This window comes from Ruminiclostridium cellobioparum subsp. termitidis CT1112, from assembly GCF_000350485.1.
GTDB lineage: Bacteria > Bacillota > Clostridia > Acetivibrionales > DSM-1351 > Ruminiclostridium > Ruminiclostridium termitidis.
This window is the reverse complement of the sequence record NZ_AORV01000065.1, coordinates 20,165-33,448: the sequence shown is the minus strand read 5'-3', so window position 1 is coordinate 33,448 and position 13,284 is coordinate 20,165. Positions and strand designations below refer to the sequence as shown.

Here is a 13,284-nt window from a genome sequence, read left to right as displayed (position 1 = left end):
GTATTTCCATGTTTATATATTGAAAAGATAATATAACGGTTATAAATATCGGTATAAGTGGTATATATTATGTGCATCACATAATAGTAATAAGACCGGACAAGAGGTAAAATATTGACCATGAAATAATAAATTTTATTTTAATGCTGAAAAAGAGTCACTATTATAACCTCCATAAGCGGTTATAATATGCTATCGGAGAAATTGACAAAAATGGAATGTACTCAAAATATGGGAGGTCGGAATAATGACCTCAACAACACGGTTCATTTAAATATCAATGGAGGTCAATATGATAAAATGCTCAGTATGCAATAAAAATATAGCAGTTGTTTTTGTGACTAAAATAGTTGACGGGAGGCAGGTACAGGAGGGGCTTTGTGTCAGCTGCGCCAGAAAGCAGAATTTACAGCCCATAGATCAGCTTTTATCACAGACGGGAATGACGGAGGATGAGCTTGATAACATCAGCAAGCAGGTTGGCGATATGCTTGAGGATATGGAGGGCAATGAGCTGCTGGAGGCTTTACAGACAGATGCAGGTGATGTAAATCAGACAAATCCGTTTTTTGGAATGCTGAATAAAGCTTTTCCTAAAACAGCGGACAATCAAAACACTGATGTACCGGCTGTCAGTAACCAGGACAAAGGCAACGGGGAAGATAAGGAAAAGAATTCAACCAAGACCAAGGTACAGGATAAAAAGGTTGTTAAAAAGAAAAAGTACCTTGATATGTACGGGACAAACCTGATCGATAAGGCAAAAGACGGTGCCATAGACAGGGTGATCGGAAGGAACAGGGAGATTGAAAGGGTTATACAGATATTGAACAGGAGGACAAAAAACAATCCTGTTCTAATCGGTGAGCCTGGTGTAGGAAAAACTGCCATAGCAGAAGGGCTTGCCGTCAGAATTGCCGAGAAGAGCGTTCCTCAGAAACTGTTTAATTCAGAGGTTTATCTGCTGGATATGACAAGTGTTGTAGCAGGTACCCAGTTCAGGGGCCAATTTGAAAGCAGAATGAAGGGAATTATAGAAGAAGCCAAATCCTTTGGAAATATAATTCTTGTTATAGATGAGCTTCACAATATAATGGGAGCCGGGGAAGCCGAAGGTGCCATGAATGCGGCCAACATACTCAAACCGGCTTTGTCGAGAGGCGAGATACAGGTTATCGGAGCCACAACACTCAATGAGTACAGAAAGCATATAGAAAAGGATTCGGCTCTTGAAAGAAGATTCCAGCCTGTTATAGTGGATGAGCCTTCCATAGAGGAATCCATTGAAATATTAATTGGGATAAAGCATTATTACGAAGAATATCACAGGGTAAAGATCAGCGATGAAATTGTTAAGGCGGCTGTTAATTACTCTGAGAGATATATAACGGACAGAATGCTGCCCGACAAGGCAATTGACGTCATAGATGAGGCAGGTTCAAGGGCAAACCTAGGAAATGTAAAACTTACAGAACTTCAATCATACAAAGATGAACTCCGCAGAGTCCAGGAAGAAAAGGAAACCGCTATTTCTGCAGACTCCATAGAAGATTACCAGAAGGCAGCCGATTTAAAGGTTCACGAATGTAAGCTAATCGGACTTATAAAAGATATCGAAGATACAAGTAAGGATGTTGAGCTGACAATAGACGATATTGCAAGTGTCATTGAAGCCTGGACCAAAATCCCAATACAAAGGCTCAGTGAAGAGGAATCGGAAAAGCTCATCAATCTTGAAACCCGGCTGCACAAGCGTGTAATAGGTCAGAGCAAGGCTGTTGAAGGAGTTTCAAGGGCAATAAGAAGAAGCAGATCGGGCTTCAAGAAAAAGAAAAAGCCTGCTTCCTTCATATTCGTGGGCCCCACCGGTGTTGGTAAAACCGAACTGGTAAGGGCATTGGCCATGGAATTGTTTGAGAGTGAGGAAGCACTGATAAGGCTTGATATGTCCGAATATATGGAGAAACACACTGTTTCCAAACTCATAGGTTCACCTCCGGGGTATGTGGGATATGATGATGCAGGACAGCTTACAGAAAAGGTCAGAAGAAAACCCTATTCGGTAATTTTGATGGATGAAATTGAAAAGGCTCATCCCGATGTATTCAACATGCTGCTTCAGATACTTGAGGACGGCAGACTGACAGACAGCCACGGAAGGACCGTAAGTTTCGAAAATACAATAATAATTATGACATCCAACGCCGGAACCAACTTTAAGTCAAGCGGCATCGGTTTTGCAAACAATGCTTATGCCACTCTGGAAAGCAAGGTAAAGGATGTGATCAAAGAGACCTTCAGACCTGAGTTTTTAAACAGGATTGACGAGGTAATTGTATTTACCGAGCTGAACAATGAGGAGCTTAAGCAAATAATAGAATTAATGCTTGAGGAGGTATATACCGAAGCGAGAGATAAGGATATCAGAATAAATATATCCGACAGGGTGAAGGAATTCATACTGGAAAAAGGCTATGACATCAAGTTTGGCGCAAGACCTTTAAGACGCGCCATTCAGAATTATATTGAAGACAGGTTGTCCGAGGAGTACCTGAAGGGAAACATAAAAGAGGGCTCACTGGTTGGCGTTGACCTGGATGAAAACAATGAAATAAAGTTATCAATTATTTAATAAAATAAAAATAGCTGCCGGAACACAGTTTTCCGTGCAGCTTTTTTCACTTTATTGTTGCAAATTGTACTGATAAATAATTATAATAACTGTATATGATATATTTCTTTACTGCCATTTCCTAGATGACGCTGTCTTTAAATCTGTGTAGAGTGAGGTGAAATTCATGAAATACTCAAAAAGGGTTTTGAGTATTATAGCTGTTGCTATATTTGGCATTTCAATGGTCGCGTGTGCAGGTAGCATAACAAAAGAATCCGAAAAGTCAAAAAGTCCTGCATTACCAACCAAGAGTACCACAATCGAATTAATGACTTCATGGGGCGGTGTTGACAGTAAAGCTGGAAGTTTAAAAGAAATAATAGCCAAGTTTGAAAATGAAAACAGTACTATCAAGATATCAAATCAATCAATATTTGGAGATGAATATTTACCGACTCTTAAGACAAGATTTGCATCAGGAAATGAACCTGATGTTTTTGGTCTTTGGCCGGGCTCAGACATAAAGTATCTTATAAAGGCAAATAAAGTGGCCGATCTTACCGATAAATTAAAGGAAGACCGAAGCTGGATGGACAGTTTCAAAGAGTCCAGTTTCTCCCTTACAACCTATGAAAACAGAATATATGGAATACCGTTCGAATTGGTATTTGAAGGACTTTTTATCAATAAGGACCTCTTTAATAAATATCAGGTTAAAATACCTGAAAATTATGAGGAACTCAAAACAGCTATTACAAAATTCAAAGAAAACGGTATAATACCCATAGCCTATAATTCCTCTGCAGAAGGTTCCTATATATACCAGAATATGATAGCCAATCTGGGCGGCAGCAAGGGTGTTGAGGAAAGCATTACAGACGGGAAGATCAATAAGTATTATATCGATGCAATGAAATATCTGAAAGAACTGTACGATATGAAGGCTTTTCCCAATGATGCACTCACTCTCAACAGTAATGAGAGAAACCAGCTGTTTTTTTCAAAACAGGCGGCAATGATAGTTCAGGGTTCCTGGTTCATACCTTATTTTGACAAATATGATGAGAGTGTTGAAATGATTCCCTTCCCTTCAATAAATAACAACAGTCCCAAAATTCCCACAGGACTGGGCGGAGGAACCTTTTATATCAGCAGCAGTGCCTGGGATACACCAAGCGGAGAGGAAAACACCATTTTATTGTTAAAACATCTTACCTCAAAGGAAACAGCTACATTTTTCTATGAGAAAACCGCCTTGCTGAGCAATCTTAAAATACAGCAGGAAACACCCTATAGTTCACTGGCACAGCAAAGTATTGATTTATATGAAAAGACCCTGGAAGAAAACAAGACGTCAATTCCAGATCATATCATAGACAGAAGTGCCTGGAATGATATAGTTATAAAGCAGTTTCCCTACTTCCTGGAGGGAAAAAAGACTGCTGAGGAAATCTGGAAGCAGGCTGTGGAGAAAATTCAGTCAAATTGAGGGATGACCATATAATAATCGTTTAAGGAATCGGAAGTGATTATTTGATCATTGCCAAGCAAAAATAAAGAACTATGAGGTCAAAATGTGGAATAAGATTACTTCGGAAATGTTTTCGAAACTGATGAATGCTTTACAATTTTACAGAAACATTTCTATAAAGAAAAAACTGTTGCTGGTACTATATATACAGATATTGATACCTCTTGTTTTTATTGGATTTTTCAGCTTCAAGAGTTCGGAAGAAATCATTACAAACAAATCCCTTTCGTACTCCAAGGATATACTGAGTCTTATTGAACTCAGACTCCAGGATACGGTCAGAAATCTTAACATCATATCCCAGGACCTGAGCAGCGATGAAAGTATCTATGAAGCGCTGATGAACGACGACAGCAATAATATAAACATGCTGTACAGCTATGAGGTAGGAAGTAAGCTCAATAATGTATTCCTTAATGCTGTAATGACCAGGACCGAAATACAATCCATGTGCATTGTAACAAACAAGAAACGGTTTTTTATTTATGATAACAATAATAACTCCGATGGATCAAATATCAAATCCATAGTTTTGCAGAAATATACTGAAATTACAAAATCAGCCGCTCAAGCCAATGGTAAGGCAGTATGGTTTTTTAACACCAAAAATGGAGTTGTACAGAATTCGTATTTGGTCAGAATGATTTACAACAGGGATAATTACAAGGAAATAGGACTGCTTGTTGTGGAAATCAATATGGAGTTCTTTGATTTTGTACTTCAGGGCCTTGAATCGGAGGTAATGCAGAACACCACAATTCTATCCTCGGATAATGAAATCATCATATATAAAAACAAAGCAGCCCTGGACAAATTTAAAAAGGTCATACAGGATATTCCCAATGAAAAAAATTCTTTTGTAGATAAGAAGAACAATATCTTTGTTGCACATACCTACCTATCGGAACCAAGGTGGAGAATAGTTACCTACATTCCATTGAATCAGCTTTATTCGGATGTGGAAACTCTCAGAGACAGAATCATATTGTTATGCATGGGTTCAATTTTGATATTGTCTGTTGTGAGTGTCTTTATGTCCTTTGATATGATCAAGCCCATAAACCAGCTGGTTAAGGCCATGAAAGGAATGAATATTGACAATATATCCGACAGTTATATAGAGATAGAAAGAAGAGATGAGCTGGGTTTTTTACATAAAACCTTCAACAACATGGCAAAAGAAATAGATCATCTGGTTACCTGGATATACAGAGAGCAGATTACCCGCAAGGAGGCAGAGCTAAAAGCGTTACAGTCACAGATAAATCCCCACTTCCTTTTCAACACTCTGGAATCCATCAACTGGATGGCCCAGCTGAACAATGTCCCTGAGATAAGCAGTACCGTATCGGACCTCTCCACATTGCTGGAGGCAAGTATCGGGAGGGATGACAGGCTCATAACAATTGAAGAGGAGTTCATGTATATAGATAAATATATAGCTCTGCTTAAGAGAAGATTTGAAGACAGGATTACCCTCAACAAGGAAGTCGACCCCAAGGTGCTCTACATAAAGATTCCAAGGCTCCTGATACAGCCGCTTATAGAAAATGCGGTGTACCATGGAGTGGAAAACAGCAGGGGAAAAGGGATCATAACGCTCACAGCAAGTATACGAGAGGATTTGCTGATAATTGAAGTAATTGACAATGGCAACGGAATATCAACAGATGAACTCGTAAAATTAAATAAAGGCCTGGAGATGGACAACGACACATATTTTAAATCTTTAAGCAATAAAAAGAACAAAAGTATAGGTATTGATAATGTTAACAGAAGAATCAAGCTCTTTTACGGTGAAAAATATGGTATAAACCTTGAAAGCAAATTAAATATCTACACAAAAGTATCTGTTACTTTACCTGCACAGAGTTATAAAAAGGAGGGTTTTTATGTACAAAGTACTAATAATTGATGATGAATCCATCATTAGAAAAGGAATAAAAAACATCGTCAATTGGAAGCAGCTTGACTGTGAAGTATGTGCAGATGCAAGTGACGGCATTGAAGGGATTGAACTGATAAAAAAATATCTGCCCGAGATAATTATTACCGATATCAGGATGCCCGGCATGGATGGCTTGAGCATGATAAAACAGGTAAAAGGGATTGTGCCCTATTCAAAGATAATAATCCTTACCGGATACAGGGACTTTGACTATGTGCAGGAGGCCATCAAATTCGGCGCCTTTGATTTTTTGCTGAAGCCGTCAAAGATTGAGGAGCTCACTGCAGTGCTAACCAGGGCGGTAAATGAAATCAATGATCAAAAAGTAAGGCATATGGAAATAGACAGGTTTAAAGTCCTCTTTGAACAAAGTATACCGGTTCTCAGAGAGAAGCTCCTATATGATATTATCTACGGACTGAATACCAATGAATATGAAATAACCGAGAAAATGAAGCTTTTTAACATAAGCATAAAGAACTTTGTACTGGTTGTCATGGAAAACGACTATGATGAAAAATCCAACAGCTCCCAGTATGACAAACATCTTTACCAGTTCGGCATTGTTAACTCCTTTGAGGAGATATTTGCCGAAAAGTACGAGGTCCTGTCCATAATGCTCAACAGCAGCAGGGTGGGTTTCATTATACAGAAGCCTGACAGGATACCATTGGATATAGAGGAAGTAAGCGAAAAATGCAGTTATCTTCAGGAAGTGATAAATAACGGGTTTGGTTTTACCGTCACAATAGCTGTCAGCTCGGGCGGAATTTCCGCCATGGAATTGCCGGAAAAATTAAAGGAATGTTTGGGTTCCCTGGAGTATAAAAGCTATATGGGCACCAATTCAATCATACAATACAGTGATTTGAATTCCTTTTTCAGATACGAGGATTATTCAACACTTGACAAGTACCAGAAACAGCTGCTGGAAAGTATAAAAGCCGGCAACGAGGGACTTGTAAAGGTTACTACCCAAAATATAGCCAGATATGTTACTACCAACAAAATCAACATCAATTATATGAAGAATTTTTACTATACCACCTTATCCTCAATCAATAACATCAGAATTTCGGTCTCGGCTATTGAGGTGGATAAGAGGCATGAAGAGGGCAGGGATATTGCCAGCCTGCTTAAACTCATAGAAAAGAGTGAAAGCGCCGAAGAATTGAATTCATTATTGGAGGATGTGGCGGTAAGAATTGCCGAGAAGGTTAACAACTTCAACAACAAGAGCATAAAACTTATTCTCAGAAAAGCCATAGATTATATCCAGGAGCATTACAGTGAGCAGGTTACCCTTAATGAAGTAGCCGAGAATATCTATGTCAGCACGTTTTATATAAGCAGAATGTTCAAGAAGGAACTTGGCAAAAGCTTTGTTGACTATCTCAATGATGTAAGGATAGAAAAGTCCAAAGAATTGCTCAAGGATATTAAGTACAAGACTTATGAAGTTGCAGAGATAGTAGGAATTTCAGATCCGCATTATTTTTCCAAGCTTTTTAAAAAGTATTCGGGTATGACGCCTTCTGAATACCGGGAAACCCAGGTTATACAATAGAAATTATATTGAGTTTTAATAATTTATTGCTGCCTGAAAGAAAATACTCCTTCCTGGCAAAAAACAGCCGGGGAGGAGTATTCCACCTTTAGAACCTAACTCCGGAACGCAATTGTCAACTTTGAAAATTGATATCATATATAATAAAATCTGCAGATAGCCTTGCTTAAAGCCATACCTAACATTTCATAATTAGTATGTATTTAAAAACCCAGGATAGTTTGCTGCTTAATTTAATTACCAAGCATTGGCACTACCACAATATTGCGCCGTAGCCGAATTGCACATACCGGAACAGGAACCGGCACAGCCGTTACAATTACCCTCACAGGTCCCTGTGCATCCGCCGACACAATTATTACCGCATTCATGCTGACATGTCATGCAGCCTGGTCCGTTATAACCTTTTATATCCTGCCTTGACTTATTGATTTTTTTATTTGAAAATAAACGATCCATAATATAGCCTCCTTAATTAATTTTATTGATCTCACTTCTATCTGCAGATATTATTATTCAATTAAAAATATTTCACAGGTTTGAAAGTCTATATTCCATTTATGGCCATGAATGCTTTTCCACCTGTATTTTTCATACATTCTGTCCCACCATAACTGCATGTTGACCGTGACTTTGCCCAGCTCTGCTATCATTTTATCCTGCAGGCTTTCCTTTTTATCATCGGAAAGTAAATCACTGTCCAGAGTGGCAGCAAGCTCTTCAATTCCCATTTTTCTTTCATAAAGCACCAATATTTCATTTTTTTCTTCTTCGGTTACTGTTCCAACTAATTCACCTGTCATATTTACACTTCCTTTCATCAGATTTTTAATAACTTTTCTAACGGGTCGAGGTAGTAAATTTCCCCCAATATATTTTCATACTGACAGGAGCTGTTTTCTTTAATTAGTTTTTGCAGCTTCATGGACTGATTTCTTTCTATATGGCTGACTACGCATTGGATTTTAGATGGTATATTTAATTCATTCGTCATTTTTTTGTTTAAATATTTGCACCGATCACAGTTAAAGACATCACAGGCCGAACATATAGGTGCGTTCTCAAGCAGAAGCAGCTGGGGGTTTTTTATTGTTACATTATCTTCAAGGGTACCTACATGGCTGTCAGGGTCATTAAAGTAAAATGCAGGGCACATGTAGATCCGGCCGTTAGGGGCAAGTGAAAAGGAATTTATACCTGCATCACAATTCTTCATGGCTTTCAAATTCCATATATCGGTCAATACATTGAGTTCAAGTTCTTCCCCCTGCATGTATTTATCGGCCATCAGAACGACTAATTTATCCAGTTCCGTCCTGTACAGCTCGGTGTCCTCATTATCCCAACCAAACAGGTCTTCAATAACCAGGTTGACTCTGTACAATTGGGTAAAAAGCTTCTCAATTATTTCATATAGGTTTTGAATATTGTTCCTGTTAAGGAGCAGTATGCCGACACCTGATTCATCCTGGTTTTCTGCGGTATTGTCAAATACTGATACCGTATTGCCGGCTTGTCCTGCTTTATCAATAACAATATATTCCTGATATTTCTCACTGTCCGTTTCCCCAGGTATTCCAAGAAAAGCCGGAGTGTAACCATTTTTACTGCAGTAGGCCAGACCTTTTTCCAAGACTTCAGCAGCCATGATATTGTTTGTGCCTTTCGTATTTCTATAGGCACAGTGAGGGGTTATATCATCCGAAGTAATGAATTGCAGGTATTTCTTTATACCTTGCCGATTTTCTCCTTCCTGGTCTATTCTCTCGGAAGGCAAGCCGGTTACACATTCAAATTGATTCCAGAAGTATTTGTTTGCCCGTACAGTTGCTTTGTGAATATTGCATAAATATATAGCCCTCTGGTAAATAGTATCCGTGTCTGCCATATCATAATTACAACCCTGGCACCATGCACAGCCGGTAGCCACATCACAGGTCATACATTCGGGAAGACTCTGGCTTTTTACATTTAATGCCAGAAAAGGTCTGACCTTATCCTGATTAATCCCTGTATCCGCATTTCCTATATATATTGGCTCTCTGTTATTAAGACTGATATTAAAAAATCTTACACATGGAACGAAGTTACCGTCGCAGTCTATTGCCAGCATACTTCCCGCACCGCAAAAATTACGGCCTGCATCCTCTTCCTTGAGCGGCTTGCCTATATTGGGATCAAAGAATCTCACCGAGTATTCAGACCATAGTTTATTCTCAAGAACATAGTCTGACAGCCCCTTGAGCTGTTGTTCAATTATTATGCCGTCACCGTCCTGCCACACATCTTCAAAAACTACATTGGCAGCAACATTTTTAATGCCCAGTTTCCAGAGATTTATGATACTGTCCTTAAGATAAGGGAGGTCGTCATGAGAAAAGGTAGCCTTGGTTGAGGCATTTGGAAATTGACTGAGCCAGAGAGGGACGTTTTTAACCACATCATCATAGGAGCCGCTGCCATCCGGCCGTATTCTCTGTAAGTCATGTTTTATTTTATTTCCGTCCACGCTCAACCCAACAGAAAGGTGAGATTTATTCTTTTTTATATATTTTTGTACGGCCGGTGTACCATAGAGAAGACCGTTGCTTGAGAAAGACAAGCGGTAGCTGTTGAACCAGCGATGGTCAAGCAGGAACATTTGTTGTTTGATATAGTCTGTTATTCTGTCCACCAGCTCTATTTCCAGAAAGGCTTCTCCCCCTATAAAGTCCCAAACCACAGATGCCTCTTTAAAATTGTCTGTGTCTGAGAGTATAAAATCAATTGCCCTTTTTGCAGTTTCAAATGTCATTTTTTTAAAGTGGTTTTTTCCTGTCATATAACAATATTTACAGGCAAGATTGCAATTTTCCGTAACACAGAAAGTTATTGTCTTTGGTAAGCCATCCAATCCCCTCCAGGAAGGCGGTAAACTTCCCATCTTAATTTTTAAATTATTATTCACTCCATCACTCCTTTTGTTTCAAAGTATTTATTAAAATTCTTGTGGCGTCGTTTGCCGAAAAATTTTTATATTTTTTTAATATTTCTGCCAGATGTCCTGAAATATATGCCGCCGACATGCTGGTTCCCCTGGAATTCTTCATTACAGGTACTTCCTGAATGTGTGCAATGCCCTTGGTTCCGTCAGGGGCAAGGAAGAACCCTTTTTTATATGAGTATTGCTTGTAATTCTCAAAAAAACCGGATTTTACACCGATTACACCATTAAGATAGGCAGGGTATGAGGTTTTTCCGCTATTTTCAGCAGCAGCCACCAATAAAACATTAAGCTTTTTCGCCTCCTTTATTATTTTTTTCAGAGGAAATATATATCTCCTTTTCAAGGTGCCGAGACTCATATGGATAATATCAGGCCTGTAGTCAAATACCTGTGAAAGCGCATATGCCAGCACCCTTCCATCTGTTGACAGATTTTCATCAAGGACATTTACGCTTATAAACTCCACATCACTGCATATATGGCGTATTATCATGGCTACTGCTGTACCGTGAAGGTTCCTTACAGGCAGCATATTACTCTCGGCAATATAACCTTGGCTGTTTATATAAAAGCCTGTTGAATGAATGACATACTCATTTAAATCGAATAATCCCGCGTTTATACCGCTGTCAATAACAGCTATCCGAATCTTTCTGCCTATTTCATTTATATCAAATCACCTCCTTGCAATTCTCATTTATAAGATCCACTTCTGCTTTGTATAAATTTTTATATATGCTATTTATCCGGATTAAGGATTGATGAGTACCCTGCCCGGCTATTTCACCTTTATCCATTACATATATAACATCGGATTCAATTATTGTAGAAAGTCTGTGGGCTATTATCACAACGGTACAGTCTCTGGATATATTATCTATGGCCTTCTTAATATAAAATTGAGATTCGTTGTCCAGAGATGAGGTTGCCTCATCAAAAAGTATTATTTTGGATTTTTTCAAGAAAGCCCTGGCTATGGCAATTCTCTGTCTTTGGCCGCCTGAAAGATTGACCCCGTTTTCACCTAACATTGAATCATACCTATCCGGCAGTGTTTCTATAAAATCATGTATAAAAGCCCTCTTGCATGCATTTTCCAGCTCTGTTTGTGATACATCCGGATTTGCAAGCAATAGATTATCTCTTATGGACATTGGAAAAAGAAACGGATCTTGCCGAACAACTGAAATGTGCCTTCGCAATTCTTCTTCCTTGATCTCCTTTAAATCTATACCATCAATGAGTATTCGTCCTTTGCAGGGTTCATAAAGTTTTAGCAGCAGGTTGAAAATAGTTGTTTTACCGCTGCCGCTGCTGCCTACTATTGCGGTCCGGCCCCTGGCGGGAATATCCATGGTTAAGCCTTTAAGAACATTTTGTTCTTTATTATATTGAAAAGTGACATCCTCAAAATTTATATGTCCACTTATATTATTGATACTCTTTGATCCGAATTTTTCAGATGGATAAGACATTCCGTCTATTAAATGAAATATTCTTTCAAGAGAATTCATAACCTGCTGCAGGTTCAGACTTGTACGGCTTATATTTTGCAATGAGCCCGAAAACTGGCCTGAGTAGGAATAAAAGGCTATAAAAAACTGAATGTCCAATGAGCCGGTAATAACAAAAATTCCTCCAACAAAAGCAACAGCCATCTGTGCGGCAATATTTACCGTATTTGAAAGCAATTGAGCCAAAGAACCAAGTACGGTTATAAAGATTTTCTGTTCTTTTAATTTGTTTGCCAGTGTTGTGAAGGAATTGATACGGTTGTTCTTAATCCCCAGGCTTTTTACCTCTCTGATGCCCCAGATGGCTCCGCCGGTATTGCTAAAATAACAATCATTTATTATAGATAACTGCTTGTTGCTGGCCCTGATTTTTTTACCATATTTACTTGATATAAAAAAGGAAAGGGGAAAGGATATTATTACGATTAATGCCAAGCTGGCACTTATTGCGAATATGGTTATGCCTATGGCAAAAAGACGTATTATGTCCACAAGGGTATTTAATAATGTTCCTGTAATGGCATTTGCAACCTCAGCGGCATCACCATGCAGTCTGGACATTAATTCTCCATTATCTATGTCGTCATATGCTTTTACCGGAAGATCCAGCAGCGCTTTGTACATATCCTGTTTTAGATCGAAAATTATATTTTGATTTAAAGATGCAAAGATATATGACTGGAAATATGATATAACACAGGTTAGTATAGCTAATATCAGGCTGTATACTATATTATGTACGGCACCATCCATATTTTTTTGAAACAGACTGTTAAGTATTCTGCCCCAAAACAGAGGTCCGGCCAACCCTGTTCCTATGCCGCTTAGTATACACAGGAATGCAAGTATGAATTTGGTTTTATAGGGAAATACATATTTAATAGTTCTCTTTATTAAATGTAAATCATTTTGCTTAAAAAATTTTATCTTCAATCTTTAACCTCACATATATTGATAATTATTTGGCTATTTTACTGGCATATTTCTTACAAATAAGACATTTATTGGTAATTTTTAATAATATTATAACAACTATATTCAAAAAATGTCAAATATAATGTGCAATATTGAAAAGACTTTGAAAAAAACATCTGTAAAATATATGGAAATATCTTGTTGTATTA

At 38.2% G+C, this 13,284-nt stretch carries 9 protein-coding genes; 4 read left to right on the top strand and 5 right to left on the bottom strand.

Annotated elements, in window-relative coordinates; genetic code table 11:
- The first annotated feature begins 292 nt into the window (after positions 1 to 292).
- The 4 genes from CTER_RS22325 to CTER_RS22310 all read left to right on the top strand — a co-directional run bounded on the left by CTER_RS22325 (position 293) and on the right by CTER_RS22310 (position 7,660).
- Positions 293 to 2,632, top strand: a complete 2,340-nt coding sequence (locus CTER_RS22325) for an ATP-dependent Clp protease ATP-binding subunit (protein ID WP_004629736.1) — start codon at positions 293 to 295, stop codon at positions 2,630 to 2,632.
- Between the two features lie 166 nt (positions 2,633 to 2,798).
- The gene (locus CTER_RS22320; protein ID WP_004629668.1) at positions 2,799 to 4,103 is read left to right on the top strand and encodes an ABC transporter substrate-binding protein; all 1,305 of its coding nucleotides are present in this window, start codon (positions 2,799 to 2,801) and stop codon (positions 4,101 to 4,103) included.
- An 85-nt stretch (positions 4,104 to 4,188) separates the two neighbouring features.
- Positions 4,189 to 6,060: a sensor histidine kinase gene (locus CTER_RS22315; protein WP_004630223.1), complete on the top strand. Its 1,872-nt coding sequence runs from the start codon at positions 4,189 to 4,191 to the stop codon at positions 6,058 to 6,060.
- The gene (locus CTER_RS22310; protein WP_004629930.1) at positions 6,038 to 7,660 is read left to right on the top strand and encodes a response regulator transcription factor; all 1,623 of its coding nucleotides are present in this window, start codon (positions 6,038 to 6,040) and stop codon (positions 7,658 to 7,660) included. Before CTER_RS22315 ends, CTER_RS22310 begins: the two co-directional genes overlap by 23 nt.
- A 237-nt stretch (positions 7,661 to 7,897) precedes the next feature.
- Here the strand turns inward: CTER_RS22310 and CTER_RS22305 are convergent, their stop codons facing one another.
- The 5 genes from CTER_RS22305 to CTER_RS22285 are packed head-to-tail and all read right to left on the bottom strand — an operon-like array spanning position 7,898 to position 13,093.
- Complete coding sequence (locus CTER_RS22305; RefSeq protein WP_004629839.1) at positions 7,898 to 8,119, bottom strand: AC3_0185 family rSAM-modified Cys-rich RiPP; 222 nt, start codon at positions 8,117 to 8,119, stop codon at positions 7,898 to 7,900.
- Between the two features lie 53 nt (positions 8,120 to 8,172).
- Positions 8,173 to 8,463, bottom strand: a complete 291-nt coding sequence (locus CTER_RS22300; RefSeq protein ID WP_004630029.1) for a CXXX repeat peptide modification system protein — start codon at positions 8,461 to 8,463, stop codon at positions 8,173 to 8,175.
- Positions 8,464 to 8,480: 17 nt separating this feature from the next.
- Positions 8,481 to 10,607 carry a radical SAM peptide maturase, CXXX-repeat target family gene (locus CTER_RS22295; RefSeq protein ID WP_004629910.1) on the bottom strand — a complete coding sequence of 709 codons (2,127 nt, stop codon included), beginning with the start codon at positions 10,605 to 10,607 and terminating at the stop codon, positions 8,481 to 8,483.
- Between the two features lie 4 nt (positions 10,608 to 10,611).
- The gene (locus CTER_RS22290; protein ID WP_278245952.1) at positions 10,612 to 11,295 is read right to left on the bottom strand and encodes a S8 family serine peptidase; all 684 of its coding nucleotides are present in this window, start codon (positions 11,293 to 11,295) and stop codon (positions 10,612 to 10,614) included.
- 22 nt (positions 11,296 to 11,317) lie between these two features.
- The gene (locus tag CTER_RS22285) at positions 11,318 to 13,093 is read right to left on the bottom strand and encodes an ABC transporter ATP-binding protein (protein WP_004629931.1); all 1,776 of its coding nucleotides are present in this window, start codon (positions 13,091 to 13,093) and stop codon (positions 11,318 to 11,320) included.
- Positions 13,094 to 13,284: the final 191 nt, after the last annotated feature.